Annotated in this window: 16 protein-coding genes; all 16 read left to right on the top strand. The window is 41.8% G+C overall.

The window, feature by feature from the left end; translation table 11 throughout:
- The first annotated feature begins 147 nt into the window (after positions 1 to 147).
- The 16 genes from GR160_RS06430 (at position 148) to GR160_RS06355 (ending at position 21,360) form a co-directional block, all read left to right on the top strand.
- A complete protein-coding gene (locus tag GR160_RS06430) occupies positions 148 to 711 on the top strand; it encodes a dihydrofolate reductase family protein (RefSeq protein ID WP_160749045.1) in 564 nt (187 codons plus the stop codon).
- A gap of 138 nt (positions 712 to 849) precedes the next feature.
- Entirely contained in the window at positions 850 to 2,025 is a 1,176-nt protein-coding gene (locus GR160_RS06425) for a 5-(carboxyamino)imidazole ribonucleotide synthase (RefSeq protein ID WP_160749044.1), read from the top strand.
- A gap of 81 nt (positions 2,026 to 2,106) precedes the next feature.
- On the top strand, positions 2,107 to 2,586 hold the full coding sequence (purE, locus tag GR160_RS06420; protein ID WP_160749043.1) for a 5-(carboxyamino)imidazole ribonucleotide mutase: 480 nt from the start codon (positions 2,107 to 2,109) through the stop codon (positions 2,584 to 2,586).
- Positions 2,587 to 2,695: 109 nt separating this feature from the next.
- Positions 2,696 to 2,923 carry a hypothetical protein gene (locus GR160_RS06415; RefSeq protein ID WP_160749042.1) on the top strand — a complete coding sequence of 76 codons (228 nt, stop codon included), beginning with the start codon at positions 2,696 to 2,698 and terminating at the stop codon, positions 2,921 to 2,923.
- A gap of 7 nt (positions 2,924 to 2,930) precedes the next feature.
- The gene (locus GR160_RS06410) at positions 2,931 to 3,149 is read left to right on the top strand and encodes a hypothetical protein (protein WP_160749041.1); all 219 of its coding nucleotides are present in this window, start codon (positions 2,931 to 2,933) and stop codon (positions 3,147 to 3,149) included.
- Positions 3,146 to 3,469: a type II toxin-antitoxin system RelE/ParE family toxin gene (locus tag GR160_RS06405; RefSeq protein ID WP_160749040.1), complete on the top strand. Its 324-nt coding sequence runs from the start codon at positions 3,146 to 3,148 to the stop codon at positions 3,467 to 3,469. Before GR160_RS06410 ends, GR160_RS06405 begins: the two co-directional genes overlap by 4 nt.
- A gap of 10 nt (positions 3,470 to 3,479) precedes the next feature.
- Positions 3,480 to 5,507 carry a M3 family metallopeptidase gene (locus tag GR160_RS06400; protein WP_160749039.1) on the top strand — a complete coding sequence of 676 codons (2,028 nt, stop codon included), beginning with the start codon at positions 3,480 to 3,482 and terminating at the stop codon, positions 5,505 to 5,507.
- A gap of 470 nt (positions 5,508 to 5,977) precedes the next feature.
- Positions 5,978 to 9,058, top strand: coding sequence for a TonB-dependent receptor (locus GR160_RS06395; RefSeq protein ID WP_160749038.1), 3,081 nt, complete (start codon positions 5,978 to 5,980; stop codon positions 9,056 to 9,058).
- 17 nt (positions 9,059 to 9,075) lie between these two features.
- A complete protein-coding gene (locus GR160_RS06390; protein WP_160749037.1) occupies positions 9,076 to 11,067 on the top strand; it encodes a RagB/SusD family nutrient uptake outer membrane protein in 1,992 nt (663 codons plus the stop codon).
- A gap of 162 nt (positions 11,068 to 11,229) precedes the next feature.
- Entirely contained in the window at positions 11,230 to 11,943 is a 714-nt protein-coding gene (locus GR160_RS06385) for a rhamnogalacturonan acetylesterase (protein ID WP_160749036.1), read from the top strand.
- Positions 11,944 to 11,945: 2 nt separating this feature from the next.
- On the top strand, positions 11,946 to 13,241 hold the full coding sequence (locus GR160_RS06380; protein ID WP_160749035.1) for an acetylxylan esterase: 1,296 nt from the start codon (positions 11,946 to 11,948) through the stop codon (positions 13,239 to 13,241).
- 6 nt (positions 13,242 to 13,247) lie between these two features.
- Positions 13,248 to 14,567, top strand: a complete 1,320-nt coding sequence (locus GR160_RS06375) for a glycoside hydrolase family 28 protein (protein ID WP_160749034.1) — start codon at positions 13,248 to 13,250, stop codon at positions 14,565 to 14,567.
- Between the two features lie 44 nt (positions 14,568 to 14,611).
- Positions 14,612 to 16,750: a hypothetical protein gene (locus GR160_RS06370; protein WP_160749033.1), complete on the top strand. Its 2,139-nt coding sequence runs from the start codon at positions 14,612 to 14,614 to the stop codon at positions 16,748 to 16,750.
- A 218-nt stretch (positions 16,751 to 16,968) separates the two neighbouring features.
- Positions 16,969 to 18,126 carry a glycoside hydrolase family 105 protein gene (locus GR160_RS06365; RefSeq protein ID WP_160749032.1) on the top strand — a complete coding sequence of 386 codons (1,158 nt, stop codon included), beginning with the start codon at positions 16,969 to 16,971 and terminating at the stop codon, positions 18,124 to 18,126.
- A gap of 8 nt (positions 18,127 to 18,134) precedes the next feature.
- The gene (locus tag GR160_RS06360; protein WP_160749031.1) at positions 18,135 to 19,808 is read left to right on the top strand and encodes a glycoside hydrolase family 28 protein; all 1,674 of its coding nucleotides are present in this window, start codon (positions 18,135 to 18,137) and stop codon (positions 19,806 to 19,808) included.
- Positions 19,809 to 19,812: 4 nt separating this feature from the next.
- A complete protein-coding gene (locus GR160_RS06355) occupies positions 19,813 to 21,360 on the top strand; it encodes a glycoside hydrolase family 28 protein (RefSeq protein WP_160749030.1) in 1,548 nt (515 codons plus the stop codon).
- The last annotated feature ends 73 nt before the right edge of the window (positions 21,361 to 21,433 follow it).

Below are 21,433 nucleotides of genomic sequence, written 5' to 3'. Positions count from 1 at the left end.
TAGGCTATAAAATGCTAAACTTATGTGAAAAATAGTACAGGAAATTTAAGCTGAGAGCGTCGCTTCAAAACTTTCACAAGGTATTAATACAGGTGTGTTTAAATGTTTGGTAAATTTATTAGTAGCAAAATGTAAAAACCAGGAGTTATGAGGAAGCTAATTGTACAGCAATGGATATCGGCGGACGGCTTTGCTACCGACAGCGATGGCACAACGGCTTTTTTTGAGTTTCCGGATTACAATCAGGGTTGGGAAAGCGACCAGCTAAAACTTATGGAAAGTATAGATGCTATACTGTTAGGTGTCAATACCTACCGCATGTTTTTAGACTACTGGCCCGATGCTGACCCCGATAAAGAAGCTATAGCACCTATGCTTAACAGTACACCTAAGTTTGTTTTTTCATCAACAATGGTAAATGCGCCATGGGGCAGGTGGAACCCTGCCACGGTTGTAAATACCGACGCTGTACAGTATGTGCAAAACCTAAAGCAGCAGGAAGGTAAAGATATTATTTTGTGGGGCAGCCTCACGCTATGTAAAACGCTTGTAGAAGCTGGTCTTGCAGATGAGTTTCACCTTACGGTATCACCTGCTTTTGTGGGTACAGGCAAACACTTTTTGCCCGACAGTACAGAATGGCTCGATATGAAACTGCTTAAAAGTAAAACCTATGAAACCGGAGTGCTTTCTTTGGTATATAAACCATAGCTTAATTTAAGATTGAAAACACATCAGGTTTCTAACCTGTATTTTGATAGAAAATTGTTCGTGCAAATTCGTGTAATTAGTGGCTTATTATTACCCTGATTTTTTCAGTATCTTTGGCGTTTCAAACAACACGCTGTAATGAACTATTTTTCTTCTGATTTTAAATTAGGGATTTTGGGTGGGGGCCAGCTTGGCAAGATGCTCCTTACCGAAACCCGAAAATTTGATATTCAAACCTATGTGCTCGACCCAAGTGATGATGCTCCCTGTAAAATAGGCAGCAACAAATTCTTTTTGGGCAGCCTTATGGATTTTGACACCGTTTACAATTTTGGCAAACAGGCAGATGTGCTTACTTTTGAAATTGAGCATGTTAATGTTGAAGCGCTCGAAAAGCTGGAAGCCGAAGGTGTAAAGGTGTACCCGTCGCCCAAAACACTTAAGCTGATAAAAAATAAGGGCGTGCAGAAAGATTTTTATATTGATAACGATATTCCCACTGCTCCTTACAAGCGTTTTGAAACATTAACCGACCTGAAGCTTGCCGTAGAAAACGAAGAGGTAACCATGCCTTTTGTTTGGAAAAGCACCGAAGGAGGTTATGACGGCAACGGGGTAAAGGTTATTCGCAATGCAGAAAGCTTTAACGGCCTGCCCGATGTGCAGTGCATTGCAGAGCTTATGGTGCCATTTAAAAATGAACTTGCCGTTATAGTGGCACGCAACCCTGATGGCGAAATAAAAACCTACCCTGTGGTAGAAATGGAATTTCACCCGGAGGCCAATCAGGTGGAATATGTTATTTGTCCTGCCCGTATAGACGATGCCGTGGCTAACAATGCCCGTGGCATTGCCCTGAAAGTGTCGGAGAAATTTAACCATGTGGGCCTGCTTGCCGTAGAGATGTTCCAAACTGAAGATGACCAAATTTTAGTTAATGAAGTTGCCCCAAGGCCGCACAACAGCGGGCATTATTCTATAGAAGCCAGCTATACATCGCAGTTTGAGCAGCACCTGCGTGCCATATTAAATCTGCCCTTAGGCAATACCGACAGCAAGGCAGCCGGAATTATGGTAAACCTTGTGGGTGCCGAAGGCCATAGCGGTAATGTGGTGTATGAAAATATCGAAAATATATTAGGTCGCGACGGCGTTACGCCACATATATACGGTAAAAAGCAAACAAGGCCTTTCAGGAAAATGGGGCATGTTACCATAGTGAACCAGGATATAACCAAAGCCCGTAAAATAGCCGAAGAGGTTAAAAATAACATTAGGGTTATAGCAGCCCCCCAGCCCCCAAAGGGGGAGTAGCGTATTGAAAACAGTTATGAATTATAAGCCTGTTACCCCTGCAGGAATTCCCCCTTTGGGGGTTAGGGGGCTAAACGAAAAATGAAAGTAGCAGTAATAATGGGCAGCATTAGCGATATGCCGGTAATGCAGGATGCCATAGATATATTAAAAGAATTTGGTGTAGAAACTGTTGTAGATATAGTATCTGCACACCGCACGCCCGAGAAGCTTTTTGAGTTTAGCACAACGGCGCACATTAACGGCATCAGCGTTATTATAGCCGGTGCAGGCGGTGCCGCCCACCTGCCGGGCATGGTGGCCAGTATGAGCCCGCTGCCGATTATAGGTGTGCCGGTAAAATCAAGCAACAGTATAGACGGGTGGGACAGCGTGCTGTCTATCCTTCAAATGCCGGGCGGCGTGCCTGTAGCAACTGTGGCACTAAACGGTGCAAAAAATGCAGGCATACTTGCCGCACAAATTTTGGGTAGTCACGACAAATTAGTTCAGGCAAAAATTATAGCCTACAAGCATGGTTTAAAAGAAGCCGTGATTAAAGCCGGCGAAAGCCTTAAGTAATAAGTATGAACCAGTCTCTGCAGGCTGGTTTTTTTTTACGTTGTTTGACAAACGTTGCGGTTATGCATTCGGAATAGTTTTTGTACATTTGAAAGTAAATGACAATGCTATGGATATTCAGGCTGCAAAAATAGAACTGGCTAAGACAATACTGGAAACAGAAAGTGCTTCGCTGATTGAGAAAATTCAGGAACTTGTTTCAAATGAATATGGCTTAAGCAATGATCAAATGAGAGCTATTGATGAGGCTCTTGCGCAGGTGGAAAGAGGAGAGACTGTTTCACATGAAGTTGTAAATGAGAATATGCATAAACATTATCCGAAATATTTTAAATAAAAGCAGTATGGATATTCAGGCTTCAAAAATAGAACTGGCTAAAATGATACTTGATTTAGAGGATTCAAAACTAATAGAAAAAGTGCGCAAGCTAATCACCAAAGAAAAAAGAGACTTTTATGATGAACTGACAGAAGATCAAAAGCTTGAAGTACAATATGGTATTGAGCAGTTAGACAGGGGAGAGCGTATTTCGTGGGAAGACCTTAAAAAGAAATTGCCTTGAGATATAATTTCTATTTTTCACCTCTTGCAGAAAAGAAACTTTTACTATTGTTCAATTATTTAATTGACGAATGGTCTGTTAAGGTCAAAGATAATTTCAGGCTGCAACTGGATGAAAAATTATATCAGGTGTCAGAATTTCCCGAAAGTTGTATTAAATCAAAACACTTTTATAATCTGCATCTTTGCATCGTTACCAAACAAACCTCATTTTTATACCGTATCAAAAACAACGAAATAGAAGTCGTAACCGTTTTTGATAATCGCAGCAGTTTTAAATCAATTACTAAAGAGATACGCAAATATTACGGACGTATCTGATATCAACACTATGAACCTACTCACACAAAAGTTTACTACAAAACACGATACCGCGCCTTTTAACGGCATTACCACCGAAGATTTTTTACCAGCCCTTAAAGACGGCATAGCAATAGCCCGACAGGAGGTAGATGCGATTGCCAATAATCCCGAAGAGCCCACGTTTGAAAACACGATTGAGGCCATGTCTTACAGTGGCGATGTGTTAGAACGTGCTTCGTCGATATTCTTTAACCTGCATTCTGCCGAAACGAATGATGAGATACAAAAAATAGCGGTAGAGATTTCGCCCTTACTGTCGGAGTTTGGCAACGACGTGCGCCTTAACACCAAACTTTTTGGAAGGGTAAAGGCTGTGTTTGAAGCTAAAGACACACTTAACCTTACACCGGAGCAGGCTATGCTGCTTATAAAAAACTATAAAAGCTTTAGCCGCAATGGTGCCAACCTGCCCGAAGATAAAAAAGCGAAGCTGCGCGAAATTGATAAGGAGCTTTCTAAGCTAAGCCTGCAGTTTGGAGAAAATGTACTGGCAGAAACCCATGCCTACCAGTTGCATATAACCGATGAAAAAGACCTTAGCGGCCTGCCTGAAGGTGCTGTAGAAGCCGCACACGAACTGGCCAAAGCCGAAGATAAAGAGGGTTGGATATTCACACTTGATTATCCAAGCTATATGCCGTTTGTTACCTATATCGATAACCGTGAACTGCGCAAACAAATAGCCATTGCCTTTGGAGCACGTGCCTTTAAAGGCAATGAACACGACAACAGCGAAATAGTACTGCAAATAGTTAAGCTGCGCCACGAGCGTGCCAATCTTTTGGGATATGCATCGCATGCTGATTTTGTGCTTGAAGAGCGCATGGCAGAAAGCCCTGTAAAGGTAAAGGCTTTTTTAAACAACCTGCTCGATAAGGCGCGCCCTGCTGCACAGCGCGAGTTTGCAGAACTGGCAGCCTTTGCCAAGGAGCTGGACGGTATAGAAACGTTAGAAAAATGGGATGGTGCCTACTATTCTGAAAAATTAAAGCAGAAACTGTTTAACCTCGACGACGAAAAACTGAAACCTTACTTTAAGCTCGAAAATGTGCTTAATGGTGCCTTTACCATAGCGGGTATACTGTTTGGCCTTAGCTTTAAAGAGGTTCAGGATATAGACAAATACCATCCCGATGTAACTACCTATGAGGTGTATGATGAAAGCAGCAACCTTGTTGCCATTTTTTATGCCGACTTCTTTCCGCGCAAGGGCAAACGCAACGGTGCCTGGATGACATCGTATAAATCGCAGTATGTAAAAGGTGGTATTAACGAGCGTCCGCATGTATCTATAGTGTGCAACTTTACCAAGCCTACGGCTACCAAGCCATCGTTGCTTACGTTTAATGAGGTTACTACATTATTCCACGAGTTTGGGCATGCGCTGCACGGCATGCTGGCCGATACAGTGTACCCAAGTTTATCTGGCACCAGTGTGTACTGGGACTTTGTAGAGCTACCAAGCCAGGTTATGGAAAACTGGTGCTATGAGCCGGAAGCACTGGAGCTTTTTGCGCGCCACTATCAAACGGATGAGGTAATACCTATAGAATATATAACCAAAATAAAAGAAAGCGCCAGTTTTCAGGAGGGCATTGCTACCCTGCGCCAACTGAGCTTTGGCCTGCTCGATATGGGCTGGCATAGCGAAGACCCTTCCGGTATTGCAAATCTTAAAGATTTTGAAACGACACAGTTTGCCGCCACACAGCTATATCCTGACGTGGCAGAGAATGCTATGAGCACCGCTTTTAGCCATATATTTCAGGGGGGGTATTCATCAGGATATTACAGCTATAAATGGGCTGAGGTATTGGATGCCGATGCTTTTGAATACTTTAAAGAAAAAGGTATTTTCAATAAAGAAGTTGCCAAAAGTTTTAAAGACAATGTGCTTTCTAAAGGGGGGACTGAGCATCCAATGGAACTGTACAAACGCTTTAGGGGACAGGAACCTAAACCCGATGCTTTGCTGAAACGGGCTGGATTATTATAATCCACTTTTAAGACATACATAGAAAATGCCCTGTAAAAGTTACTTTACAGGGCATTTTCTATATATAAACTGATCATTACATCTGTATTTAAATATGGTAAATGCAATTACATTATCTGTTTTATTACCCTTGTAAAATTATCAGATTAGTGTAAAAACTTTCTTTTTTTGTGATTTATTTACCCGATCACGACGAGTTTAGAAGTGTTTTAACTGAATTTTCAAGCGTGTTTATACTCAAAATAGCTAAATAATCATACAGGTTTAGTTTTTTATTACGAAAACGTTGTAAACTGCATTCCCAGTGTTTACGGGTGGTTTAGAGCATTTTACATTCTTAAAATTAACTAAAACGATGTAATCGGTTGCAAAAATAACTTCTAACAGGACAGCACAGGATAGTGAAAGCTTATCTAAAAGTTAATTTTACTACGAGATATTTATTTTATAGACTAATAAATTATGAACTTATGAAAAAAACTACAAGTTGCTTTTTTTTCAGATTACTGGTGCTGTTCATGACGCTCTTACCTGCTATTTCGTTTGCGCAGGGCAAGACAGTTAGCGGAACAGTAGTAGATTCTAATAATTTACCTATACCGGGTGCAAACGTGCTTGTAAAAGGCACCAGCACAGGTGTTCAGACTGATGTTGATGGTAAATTTTCTATCGAAGTTGCCCAGGGCAACGTTTTGGTATTTTCTTTTGTGGGTATGCAAACACAGGAAATTACAGTGGGTAGCCAAACAACCTATAGTGTATCTTTAAAGGATGATGCGGCAGAACTTGAAGAAGTTGTTGTTGTTGGTTATGGACAAAAAAAGAAATCGGATGTTACAGGTGCAATTACCAGTGTAAGCGCTAAAGAAATAGCGTCAAGGCCGGTAAACAATGCGCTTCAGGCCATTCAGGGTAAAGCTGCGGGTGTAGATATTACTTCAAACGAGCGTCCGGGTACAATGGGGTCTATTAACATTCGTGGTGTACGTTCGTTAACGGCTTCAAACAGCCCGCTTTATGTTGTGGATGGTATTCCGTTAATATCAGGCGGTATAGATAATATAAACCCTCTTGATATTGAGGCTATAGACATTCTTAAAGGTCCGTCTGCAACTGCTATTTATGGCTCGCGCGGTGCTAATGGTGTTGTAATTGTAACTACTAAAAAAGGTAAGAACGGTAAATTTACTGTTAACCTTAATTATGCTACCACCATAGAAAATATTGACAATCTTGCGCCTATGATGAATGCTTCAGATTACATAACTTTTAGGCGTTGGGCAAGATACTATGAAAATCCTGTTACTTTTCCAAGGGGTGACCAGCCTACACTTGCAAACGACCAGGCTATATTTAATGCCACTGCTGATCCAACAGCATTTGCAAATATTGCCAGAGGTTGGGAAACAGGAACATGGGACGGATCAAGAGTGCAGTCTAAAGACTGGACAGACTATGTTACACAAACTGGTGTAACCAATCAGTACACACTTAACGTGAGCGGAGGTTCTGATAAGGTAAAAGCATTTGGATCTTTTGGTTACCTTGACAGTAAAGGTACAGTTATAGGGCAGGCATACGAGCGCTATACAGGAAAAGTAAGTGTTGATATTAACCCGGTGGATTGGTTCTCTTTTGGAGGTACTATGAACGGAAGCTATGGTGTGCAAAACTACGGACAGTCTGAGGCGGGTCGTAGTGTGAGTACTGCGGGTAGTTTGTATGATACTGCACGTGCTGTATTTAGCTATGCACTACCTTATGATGATGCCGGAAACCGTATTATATTCCCTGGTGGAGATGATGGTGTAAGGACTGTGATTGATGAGGTAAATTACTCTTTTGACGAGCGTGTAAATACCAGGATATTTGCCAGTTTTTACGGACAGTTAGATTTTGGTAAAATTTGGTCGCCGTTGGCAGGTTTAAAATATAGGGTTAACTTCGGTCCGGATATGTCATTCAACCGAAATGGTCTTTACCTTGATAAGCTTTCAGTAGTACGTTCAGGAACAAGCTATGCGTCGCTTAACGCTAACAACAACCTGTCTTATACTTTAGATCACCTTATCTTTTATGACAAGCAGATTGGAAGACATAAATTTGACCTTACGTTACTGCAAAGTGAAACCAAATTTAAATATGAGTATAACAGCTCTGCTGCAAACAACATACCTTATTCAGATCAAAAGTGGGATGCTTTAACTAATTCAAACGTTGCTCTTTTATCATGGGGTTCTGGTTTAACAGAAAGACAGATATATTCTTACATGGGGCGTATAAACTACTCTTTTAATGATCGCTATGATTTTACAGCATCTGGTCGTTATGATGGTGTGTCTCAGCTAGCTGACGGAGACAAATGGGGCTTCTTCCCAAGTGCGGCTTTAGGCTGGACTATTAAAAAAGAGAGCTTCCTTCAGGATGTAAACTGGCTTGATAATTTAAAACTGCGTTTAGAGGTGGGTTCTACAGGTAACTCTGCTATTGATGCCTACTCTACAAAAGGCCCGCTTTCTCCATTATTTTATCCAACAGGGCCTGGACTTAATGCCGGTACGGTAACAAATACAGCTCTTGCCAATCAGGATCTTACATGGGAGAAAACCACTGCCTATAACGTTGGTGTTGACTTCTCATTCTTTGGTAACAGGATATCAGGTCAGTTAGACTATTTTACTGCACATACTACTGATTTGCTTTTAACTAAAAACATCCCTTCTGTAACGGGTTATACAACTACCATTGCAAACGTTGGTGAAACAAAAAGTAATGGTTTAGAGCTTACACTTAATACTGTTAATATAGATACAGGAAACTTTTCTTGGGATACTACATTAAGTGCCTCTACACAGGATAATGAAATTGTAACGCTTTCTACAGGTAAGTTTGATGATATTCAGAACAACTGGTTTATCGGTGAGCAGTTAGGTGTAATTTACGGTTATAAGTCTAATGGTATATGGAAACCTGAAGATGCTGCCGAAATGGCAAGGTTTAATGCTAATGGTCACACATTCTCAGCAGGTAACGCAAGGCCGGCAGATTTAAATGGCGACTATAAAATAGATGAAAACAACGACCGTACAATTGTAGGTAACACCATGCCAAAATATGTTGTGGGTATGACCAATACCTTTAAATATAAAGGTATAGAGCTTTCAATATTCCTTTATGGTAGGCTGAAATATATGTATAATGCAGGTGGGGAGGCTCTAACAGGACGCTACAACCAAAGACAATTAAACTATTATACAGAGATAAATCAGAATTCTGATTACCAAAAGCCAATCTATACTTCAGGAACAGGAGACCCTTATGCTACAAGTTTAGGTTATGAGGATGCTACGTTTATTAAAATAAGAAACATATCTTTAGGGTATAATTTCCCTAAATCGATAACAGATAAATTAAAAATCAGTAGTTTAAGGCTGTACGTGCAGGCGCTTAACCCGGGAATGATCTATTCTGCAATAGACTTTAGGGACATGGATGTAAACAATGCTATTTTTAACAGAGGCTTTGTTTCTGGGCTTAACTTTGAATTCTAAGATTTAAAAAAAACAGTATGAAAACACGTAAAATATTAATTAAGGGTATCAACATAGCACTGCTTGTAGCTGCTATGGGTCTTACGCAATCGTGCCATGACGACTTTCTTGACGAAGAGCTTACTACGCAACGAAATACAGATTATTATAAAACAGATGAAGGTATACAATCATTAGTAATAGGAGGATATTACCGTATGTTTGCTGTTCCCTTTGCCGGAGAGGTAATGATGACCTCTATGAACTCCGGGACAGATGAATTTGTAATAGGGGGGGATGACTCTAACGGTGTATGGAACAATTATACTGTAGCATTTCAGTCGAGGATAAATGCTATTAACAGTAATACCATAAGCATGGAGCGCCAATGGGATGATACTTATCTGGGTATCCATATTGCGAACCAGATCATTAAATATGCAACAGAAAGCTCTTCTACCAGTACAGCTATTAAACAAACTGCTTTAGGAGAAGGCTATTTTTTCAGGGCATACAGCTACCTGCGCTTAGTTAGGCAATTTGGAGGCGTGCCTTTAAAAACAAACGTTACAACTACGGTAGAGACTGAGTTTACTCGTGCTACACCTCAGGAAATATATGACCTGATTGTAGCCGATTTTACACAGGCTTACAACCTGTTGGCTAATACAGGAGCACCTGCTAAAATTACTAAAGATGCAGCAGCACATTATCTTGCTAAAGCATTGCTTAGCCGCGCAAGTGAGATTAACGACACCTGGAACAGTTCAACCAAACAGGCGGATCTTAATCAGACGGTAACCCTTTGCGACGAAGTAATATCACGCCATGCTTTGGCGGCTAATTACAGTGCCCTTTGGAATTTTACAGCACCTAACAGTGCCAACGAATCGCTGCCGGAACTAATCTTATCAGCTCAGTTTACAAGTGACCCGGGTGCTACTGCCAAAAACTTTATGCACGTGGTGTTTGCTTCAAAATATGATGACCTTCCTATGATGAAAAGGGACCTTACAGGTATGCGCCCATACAGCAGGCTGGCTCCTTCATATTATACGTATGAAAATTATGACCTTGTTAACGATTCGCGTTTATGGAAAAGTTTCCGTACTAAACACCGTCTTAACAACGCGTCAGGAAGCTACTATGTTAAAGGTGATCTAGGTATTATGTACGTGATTAATGATATAAATGACAATACCTTTGCACAAAGGAAGTATAATAACGACCCGGGCATTCTTTACACCCGTACGTTTACGGAAAATGGAAATCCGGTTACAACTACCAAAACCATTCCAAGTGTTTATGTGGCACACAATGCCTCAAATCAGTTGCTAACATTAGAGCCACGTTTCCCATCGCTGTCTAAACACTTTGATGCTTCGAGGCTTGGGATTAATGAAACTAATGGTTTCCGTGACGAGATACTTGCACGTTCTGCAGAAACTTATCTGATTGCTGCTGAGGCAAAAATTAAGTTAGCTGCAATGGGTTCAGGTTCTTACAACGATGCTTTAACTTACATAAATGCAGTTCGCGACCGTGCTTCGTTTAAAGCAGGTGAAAACCGTGCCGCTTACGTAGATGGTGGTGCAGCCTTTGCTTCTTCAACTGCATCGGTTCCTAATGACAACTCATACATGACAGAGAATTCATACTATGAGTCTACTCACATTGCCACTACAACAGCTGCTACCAGCCTTGCTGTTACAAACATCAATGCTTTACCGACAGAAGACGAGCGCGTTATTGCAAGGCTTGGCTATAGTTCTGATTACGACCGTATGATGTGTTTCTTATTGAATGAGCGTTCAAGAGAACTTTGTGGAGAGTTCCACCGTTGGGAAGACCTTTCAAGAACTAAAACGCTTGTAAAACGAGTTCAGGCATATAATCCTACTGCATCTGCAAACGTTCAGGACAAACACCTGTTAAGGCCAATACCGCAAACCTTCCTTGACCTTGTTACTTCGGGAGGTGTGCCACTTTCGCCAGCTCAAAAGCAGGCTATGCAAAACCCTGGTTATTAATGTTATAAAAATGTAAATGCTTAACTATTATATAGTAGCGGACATTATATAATTATCCTGTAAATCAATGCACAGTAATTTTGTTATTGTGTGTTGATTTACTTTTTTTATATTTAATTGCTGATTTTTAAAATAGTTTATAACACATTAACCTTAGGTATTATGAATTTTATAAAAGTATTTGCTCTCCTGATTTTTACTACAGCTATTTTAGCACCGGAGAAACCTGCGACTACAGGTATTTGGATGATTGGCGACTCTACTATGGCGCCTAAAAGCAAAAATGCTTTTCCGGAATTGGGATGGGGAGAAGGTTTACGTAAACTTGTAAATGATAAAGCTACAGTACACAACCATGCCGTAAACGGACGCAGTACGCTGAGTTTTATAAACGAGAACCGATGGAAAGCTGTGTGCGACAGCATTAAACCCGGTGATTATGTTATTATACAGTTTGGGCATAACGACCAAAAACCAAATCCTGATCGTCATACGGAGCCTTTTACTTCTTATAAAGACAACCTTAAAAAATTTATTACCGAAACCCGCGAACATAAAGGAACACCTATATTGTGTTCATCTATAGTACGCAGGCATTTTGATGGAAAAGGAAACCTTATAGACAGTCATGGCGATTATATAAAAGCTGCCAAAGAGGTTGCTACAGAAACAAAGACCATGTATGTGGATATGGAAAGCCTTACCCGAAATTTGGTTGGTGGTATGGGGCCAAAAGAATCAAAATCGTTGTTTTTGTTTACCGATAAAAAACAGGATTCCACTCATTTAAATGTTCAGGGAGCAGAAAGGGTAGCAAAATTGTTTGTTGACGATTGTAAAAAAGTAAAAGCACCAATTGCTAAATTGTTTAAATAAACATGAAAAAGATACTACTGTTTTTAATTTTATTACTTACCAATTGCATAGCAATAGCACAAACTAACAGTGACGTGCTTTGGGTTACAACCCCTGGCAGTACTAACTGGGTGTATAAAGTAAACGAAGAAGCTAAAGTAACCATACAGTTTTACCGCTATGGTATACCTCAGGACATAGAAATTAAATACAGCATAGGTCCGGAACTGTTAAAGGCTACTAAAGAAGGAAAAATAAAGCTCGTAAAGGGAAAGGCTGAGCTTAGTTTAGGTACTCTAAACAAGCCTGGTTTTGTAGATTGCAGGCTTACTGCCGAGATAGAAGGACAGCAATATAAACACCACGTTAAAGTGGGCTTTGATCCGGAAAAAATAGAGCCTTACACAAAATATCCTAACGATTTTAATGAATTTTGGAGCAAAGCTAAAGAAGAGGCCGCTTTATGCCCCATGAAAGTCGAAAAGGTTTTTAAACCCGAATTTTCTACAGATAAAGTAGATTGTTACCTTGTAAAGGTACAGGCCTATAAAGAAGACGTGAATATATATGGATACTTAACCATACCTAAAAAGCCGGGTAAATATCCTGTGGTATTTACACCTCCGGGTGCCGGGATACATGTGGTAGATCCGTCTAACCCTACAAGTATGGCCTATGCCGAAAATGGATTGATACGTTTTGAGACCGAGATACATGGCATAAGGCCCGATCTTGATGCCAAGACTTATAAAGAAATAGCAAGAGCTTTTAGTGGGGGAGACAATGGCTACCTTGTAAACGGCATTGAAGACAGGGATAAATATTATATGAAAAAAGTTTATCTTTCGTGTGTTCGCGCAATCGATTACATTACGTCGCTTCCTGAATGGGACGGTAAAAATGTTATAGCCCAGGGCGGCAGTCAGGGTGGTGCATTGGCATTAGTTACTGCTGGTTTAGATCCAAGGGTTACGGTTTGTGCAGCAAGCTATCCTGCCCTTAGCGATATGGTAGGATACCTGCACGATAGGGCAGGAGGATACCCTCACATGTTTAAAGAACTAAAAGGCATGGACAAGCCCGAGATCATAAAAACGCTGGAATATTATGATGTAGTGAACTTTGCAAAACAAATAAAAGTACCTGTTTTCATGACTTGGGGTTTTAATGACAATACGTGCCCACCTACTACAAGTTATGCCGCATATAATGTAATTAAGGCAAGTAAAACCGCTCTTATTACTCCTGTAAATGAACATTGGTCATCAGATAATACAAAAATAAAGATCCTTAACTGGATAAAAACACAGCTTAAATAACTTATCATGAAAAACGTAACCTTACCGTTTTTAAGACTTCTGTTACTGCTATTGGCAGTCCCTGTATTGGTGACTGCTCAGGACAAATTTCCTGATGGCACAGTAATACCGGACTGGTTCAAAAAAAGTGAGCCAACAAATATTGCTAAACTGGGCAAACAGTATAAAATAACTGATTTTGGAGTTTCGGGAGACAGTACAGTGGTGCAAACCGAAAAATTACAGGCGGTAATAGACAAGGCTGCACAATCGGGCGGTGGGGTTATAGTAGTACCTAAAGGCATCTACCTTAGCGGTGCATTGTTTTTTAAACAGGGCACGCACCTGTATGTAGAGCAGGGCGGTGTACTTAAGGGCAGCGATGATATTAGCGATTTCCCGGTGGTAACCACTCGCATAGAGGGCGAAACCTGTAAATACTTCCCAGCGTTGGTTAATGCCGATGGTGTAGACGGTTTTACTATCAGCGGCAGCGGAACCATAAACGGTAACGGGCTAAGGTACTGGAAAGCCTTTTGGCTGCGCCGCTCGTGGAATCCTAAATGTACCAACAAAGACGAAATGAGGCCGCGCCTTATTTATGTTTCTAACAGTAAAAATATTCAGGTGTCGGGTCTTAACTTAAAAGATGCCCCGTTCTGGACTACTCATTACTACAAATGCGAGAATGTAAAACTGCTTAACCTGCGCATTACATCGCCTAAAGATCCGGTAAAAGCACCAAGCACTGATGCCATAGACCTTGATGTTTGCAAAAACGTATTGGTTAAAAACTGCTACATGTCGGTCAACGATGATGCCATTGCGCTGAAAGGCGGCAAAGGCCCATATTCAGACAAAGACGAAGCCAATGGCGAAAACCGCAACATTATAATTGAAGATAATGAGTATGGTTTTACCCACAGTGCCCTTACTTGTGGCAGTGAGTCGATACACAATTATAACATTATCTTCAGGCGTTGCAAACTGAATGGTGCACAAAAAACACTACACCTTAAAATGCGTCCCGACACCCCTCAAAACTACGAATACATTACGGTAGAAGACCTTACAGGCAGTGCCGGCAGCCTAATAAGCATTAAGCCATGGACCCAGTTTTTTGACCTTAAAGGCCGTACGGAACCATTAATGTCTTACGCGCAAAAAATTGTTATGAAAAACATTAAGTTGGAGGTTGGAATGGGCTTCGATATTTCTGATTCAGACAAATACCAGCTTAAAGATTTTACATTCCAGAACATTAGTCTTAAAACCAACAAAGGTTTAATAGATAATACCAAGGCTATTAAAAATGTAGTCCTTAAAAAAGTAGATGTTAAACCCTAACTATTAACTTCTGCTTAAAAACTAAACCCTACAATAAAACTATAATGACCTACAACACATTAAAAAAGAAACTGTTAGTTGGCGCGCTTGCCTTATCCTTCGGGATAGTAAACGCCCAAAACAAAATAGACCGGAAGGCGCTTGCTGACCGCAACAACCCTCAGGTAACCAAGTTTGACAGACATGCATCGTTGTCAGTCGGTAACGGCAACTTTGCTTATACGGTAGATGCTACCGGGCTGCAAACCTTTCCGGAGGTGTACAACACAGGTGTACCGCTGGGAACACAGTCGCAATGGGGATGGCACAGCTATCCTAATGTAGAAAATTATAAACATGAAGAGGCCTTAAAAAATTACAACTTTAGGGGTAAAGAAGAACCCTATTCTGTACAGATAAAAGAACCGGGAAGGCAGCAGGATGCATCAAATTATTTTAGGGCCAATGCGCATAGGCTGCACTTGGGCTACGTTGGGCTCGAACTTACAAACAAAAATGGTAGTGCAATAAAGCCTGAAGATATTACTAACATACACCAAAAGCTGGAGTTGTGGAACGGTTTTATAAACAGTTCCTATATGGTTGAAGGCACCCCCGTAACCGTAAAAACAGCGGCCAGTGCACAAAAAGACCAGATAGCGGTATCTGTTAAATCGGCACTGATAAGCAAAAAACAATTGGGCATCAACTTCCGTTTTCCTTACCCTACAGGGAAACATACCGACGATGCTTCAGACTGGACTTCTCCCGGTAAACATAAAACCGAAATTTTTTCGCAGGACTCGCAATCGTTTACGTTAAAAAGAACGCTGGATACCACGGTGTATTACGTATCTGTTAAATATACAGGCAAAGCCACTTTAAAAGAAAAAGAGCCGCATTATTTTGTGCTAACGCCATCGGGTAGGGAATTTTCTTTTGTCTGCGAATTTACAGATAAGGCACCTGCCAAATCTTTAGGCACAGCGCAGGAAACCTACAACAGTTCACAAACCTACTGGAACGATTTTTGGAAAAAAGGAGGTGCCATAGATTTCTCTAAAGCTACCGATGCCAGGGCAAAAGAACTGGAACGCCGCATTATGCTGTCGCAATATTTAATGGCTATACAGTCGGCAGGGATGTATCCTCCGCAGGAAACAGGGCTTACATATAATAGCTGGTTCGGCAAATTTCACTTAGAGATGCATTGGTGGCACGCAGCCCATTTTGCACTTTGGAACCGTGCCGACCTGCTTGAAAGAAGCATGGACTGGTATGCAAAAGCCTATCCTATAGCTAAACAAATTGCCGAAAGACAGGGTTTTAAAGGCATCCGCTGGATGAAAATGACCGACCCTTCGGCAGAAGAAGCACCATCGGGTGTAGGCTCGTTCCTTATTTGGCAGCAGCCACACTTTATTTATATGGCAGAGCTTATTTACAGGAACAACCCTGATAAAAAAGTGGTTGAAAAATATAACTTCCTGGTACAGCAAACTGCTGAGTTCATGGCATCGTTTGCCGATTATGATAAGGCTAAAGACCGCTACATTCTTCAGGGGGTTATTGCTGCGCAGGAAACCCTTAGGGCATCTGAAACTGTAAACCCGCCTTTTGAACTTTCATACTGGCATTTCGCACTTTCCACAGCGCAAAAGTGGAGGGAGCGCATGGGCGAAAAACGCAACCCTGAGTGGGACAAAATTATAGCAAAACTATCATCGCTTAAAGAAAAAGACGGTTTATACCTTGCCTCTGAAGATGCACTGAATACCTATACCGATGTACGCTTTACGTCAGACCACCCTGCCGTTTTAGGTGCTGTGGGCATACTGCCGCAAACCAAACTGCTTAAGCCCGAAACCATGAAAACCACCCTGAACTGGATTTGGGACAACTGGAACTGGGACGAAACCTGGGGCTGGGATTACCCTATGGTAGCCATGAGTGCTGCCCGCCTGGGTGAGCCCGAAAAAGCCGTGGGTGCACTGCTTATGGATAAGCGTACCAACACCTATTTGTTGAATGGGCACAACTATCAGGACGAAAGGCTGCGCGTGTACCTGCCGGGCAATGGCGGTATGCTTGCTGCCGTAGCCATGATGTGTGCCGGGTGGGACGGTGCAACCACCACAACACCGGGTTTCCCTAAAAACGGCAAATGGGATATTGTTTGGGAAGGACTGAAACCAATGCCTTAAGAGTTTATATCTACGGTTTATTGTCTCGCAAAGGCGCGAAGGCGCAGAGCGATAACCTTAAAATCTAATTCATAAAGCGGCTGATAAGCCGCTAAGCTTAGCGGCTTATCAGCCGCTTTATGCTGAAAAATATTTCGTCACGCTTTGCGCCTTCGCGCCTTTGCGAGACAATAAATGCAAAGGGCTATTTATACTAATTAATGGTGAAAATTACCAATATGAGAAAACACTTTTTAATACTAATAATATTGCTTTTACTTGCCCCTATGGTACAAGCGCAAAAAACGGCTAAGCTATTTGCTGATTCGGAGATGAAGCGCTTTCCCGAAGCGTGGCAGCTGGACCATGGCAAGCGTTTATACTTTGGCTATTCGCAGGGGCTTGGTTGCCTTGCCATGCTTAAGGTTTGGGAAAAAACCAATGACAAAAAATACCTGGACTACGTTGTTAAATGGGCAGACACCATTATTAATGATAAAGGCGAAATTCATCTGTATGAACTGCATACTTACAATATAGATTATGTAAACTCGGGGAAAATACTGTTTGACGTATATAAGCAAACCGGCAACAACAAATACAAACTGGCCATGGACAGGCTTGTGGACCAAATGAAACATCACCCGCGCACGCACGAGGGGGTGTACTGGCACAAGCTGGTGTATCCGCACCAGATATGGCTGGACGGTTTGTATATGGGGTCGCCTTTTTTGGCGCAGTATGGCGCAACGTTCAACAAACCTGAAATGATAGACGATGTAATTAACCAGTTTTTAGTTTGTGCCAACCGCACGTATGATGCCAAAACAGGTTTGTACTACCACGCGTGGGACGAAAGCAAAAACCAAAAATGGGCCGATAAAACCACGGGGCATTCGCCGAATTTTTGGGGCAGGAGCATAGGCTGGTGGTACATGGCATTGGTAGATGTACTGGATTATGTACCGCAAAACCACCCTAAACGTGCAGAGCTTATCAATATTATTAAAGGGCTTGCCGAAACGCTGCTTAAATATCAGGACAAAACCGGGTTGTGGTATCAGGTGGTAGACAAAGGTACACAGCAGGGCAATTACCTTGAAGCATCGGTATCGTCTATGTTTATGTATAGCTATGCCAAGGCCGTTAACAAAGGTTACATAGATGCCAAGTATAGAAAGGTAGCCGAAAAGGCATATGATGGTCTGATGAAAAATCTTATTGTTAAAAATGCCGACGGAACGCTGACCCTTACAAAATGCTGTGCCGTGGCCGGACTGGGTGGAACGCCATACCGAGACGGCAGTTTTGAATACTATGTTAACGAGCGCATAAGGGATAACGATGCCAAAGCTACCGGACCTTTTATTATGGGATGTTTAGAATTAGGAAAATAAAATATACAATGAAAAGATCAATTATACTGTTAACCGTTGTGGCTGCCTTTTGCAGCCTTACAGCATTTGCGCAAAAAAGCACCTACGAATATCTTTATAAAGACCTGCCATTCAGCATGCCGGTATTGTCTGCTCCCGTTTTTCCTGAAAACAGGGTGCTAATAACCGATTTTGGCGGTGTGGGCGATGGCGTTACACTAAACACCCAAGCCTTTGCCAAGGCTATAGATGCCCTTGTGGCTAAAGGTGGTGGGCATTTAAGGGTGCCTGCCGGGGTTTGGTTTACAGGCCCTATTGTGCTGAAAAGTAACATCGACCTGCACCTGGAAGACAATGCGATTATATTGTTTTCGCCTGATAAAAAATTATATCCAATAATCGACACTTCGTTTGAAGGTTTGGATACAAAACGTTGCCAGTCGCCCATATGGGCTAAGGGTCAAACCAATGTGGCTATTACAGGTAAAGGTGCTATAGACGGTAACGGTCAATATTGGCGCGCCCTTAAAAAAGACAAGGTGACTGACAGGCAGTGGAAAGAAATGACCTCTAAAGGAGGTGTGTTTAAGCGTAAAGATTATTGGGTGCCATCGGCACAATTTTTAAAGGGCGACACGATAAGTAACATGAATGTGCCTACCAACTTAAAAACACAGGCGGAATGGGAATCTATACACGATTTTTTACGTCCTGTAATGGTAAGCATACAGGAGTGTAAAAACGTATTGCTGCAGGGTGTGATTTTCCAAAACTCACCTGCGTGGAACCTGCACCCGCTGATGTGCGAAAATGTAATTATAGACGGCATCTTGGCCAAAAACCCTTCGTATTCGCAAAACGGCGATGCACTCGACCTTGAGTCGTGCAAGAACTCCATCATTGTAAACAGCACTTTTGATGCGGGCGATGATGGTATCTGTATCAAATCAGGTAAGGATGAAGACGGCAGGAAACGCGCTTTCCCGTGTGAAAACCTTATTGTATATAACTGTACAGTGTTTAGAGGCCATGGTGGTTTTGTGGTAGGCAGCGAAATGTCGGGCGGGGTTAAAAACGTTTCGGTTTCTAACTGTCAGTTTCTGGGTACCGATGTGGGCCTTCGCTTCAAAAGCCGCAGGGGCAGGGGCGGAGTTGTAGAAAACATCTACATCAATAACATCAGCATGTTTGATATTTCGACCGACCCGTTGCTTTTTGACCTGTATTATGGGGGTAAATCGGCAGTGGAAACATTAGACGAAGGCGTAAAAACTCCAAAAACTGAAGTACTGCCTAAAGTTGACGAAACCACCCCGGTGTTTAAAAACATCTACATTAAAAATGTAATATGCAGCGGTGCCAAAAGGGCCATGTTTTTTAATGGGCTTCCTGAAAAAAATATCGACAATATAAACGTTGAGAACATTACAGTAAACTCTGAGAATGGCGGTGAGATAGTAGAGTCGGAAAACATCAACCTTAAGAATGTAAAAATCATTGCAGAGAAAGGTGCCCCATTAGTGCTTAGAAATGTAAAGAACGTAGCTATAGACGGTTTTACTACCGCAGAAAGCGTGGGAACGGTTATAGAAGTACAGGGCAGCAAAACCAAAAACGTAGCCATAAAATCGGCTTACGGTAAAGAAAAGGTTACTACGGCAAAAGAGGTAGGCAAATCTGTTTTAAAACTCTCTAAAAAATAAGGGTATGAAGTATATTGCCCTGTTGTTTCTGCTTACAGTTTTTGGTTTACCAACCTTGGCACAACAGCCGGGCAACGGCAAGCCTTTTTATAATGTAAAAGATTATGGGGCAACCGGCAACGGCACCACTTTAGATACCGATGCCATAAATAAAACCATAGATGCCGCCTTTAAAGACGGTGGCGGCACGGTGGTTTTTCCGGCGGGTAATTACCTTAGTTTTTCCATCAGGCTAAAAAGCAATATCTCGCTTTACCTGAGTGCGGGCAGTACCATTACGGCTGCCAATATGGACGAACATCCCGGCAAGTACGACGACCCCGAACCCAACGTATGGGGCGATTCCTTAAAATATCAGGACTTTGGCCACAGCCATTTCCGCAACAGTCTTATTTGGGGCGAAGAGCTTGATAATGTTTCCATTCTTGGCTCGGGATTAATTCACGGCAAAGGCCTGCAAAAATGGGGCAGGGCCACTCCGGGTTTGGGCAACAAATCTATCGCCTTAAAAAAATGCCGTAATGTAATATTGCGTGATTTTTCAATACTGCACGGTGGGCATTTTGCCATTATTACCACAGGGGTTGATAACCTTACCATTAATAATTTAAAAATAGACACCAACCGCGATGCTATAGATATAGACTGTTGCCGCCATGTGCGGGTGAGCGACTGCTCGCTTAATTCGCCTAACGACGATGCATTGGTACTAAAGGCATCGTACGCTTTAGGCTATGCCGCACCTACCGAAAATATTACCATAACCAACTGCGCTGTTTACGGTTTTGACGAAGGTACTTTTTTGGATGGCACTTATAAAACCACCCAAAAAGCCGCACCCGATAAAGGTGTGGTTACAGGCAGGATAAAACTGGGAACGGAAAGTAACGGAGATTTCAGGAACATAACCATATCAAACTGTACGTTTCAGCACTGTCGCGGTTTGGCACTGGAAACGGTAGACGGCTCACACCTTGAAAACATAACCGTATCTAATATTGTAATGGACGACGTGCTTAATGCACCGTTTTTTTTCAGGTTGGGAAAACGCATGCGTGGCCCTGCCGAAATGAAAGTGGGCAGCTTTAAGCGCGTACTTATAGACAATGTAACCATTACAGCATCTAACCCGCAATATGGCTCCATGCTTATGGGCATACCGGGGCATGATGTTGAAGATGTTGTACTTTCAAACATTTACATAAGGGTAAAGGGCGGTGCGCCTAAAGAACAGTCAGCGGTAATAGTTCCTGAAAAGGAAACTTCTTACCCAGACCCCCAGGAGTTTGGAGACATTCCGGCTTATGGATTTTACATTCGTCATGCAAGAAACATAAGAATGCATAACATTACCCTCGAATTTGATACGCCCGATTACCGCCCAGCCTTTATACTGGAAGATGTTAAAGGGGCAGATTTCTCTGATATTAAAGTACAAACCATGCCCGGTGTTGAGGCGTTTAAACTGAAAGATGTAAGCAGCTTCAGTACGCACAGGGTAAATGATTTAAAAGATAAAAATCTTAAAGAAGTGAAAATTTTGAAGTTGTAGTTTTTACAGATGCTTTCGAAAACGTTTTAGTTGAATTGGTAATTACTTTAGGTATTTACGATAGCTGAATAAT

Source organism: Flavobacterium sp. Sd200 (assembly GCF_009826935.1).
GTDB lineage: Bacteria > Bacteroidota > Bacteroidia > Flavobacteriales > Flavobacteriaceae > Flavobacterium.
Note: the sequence above shows the minus strand (reverse complement) of the source record. Positions and strands in the feature narration are given on the sequence as shown.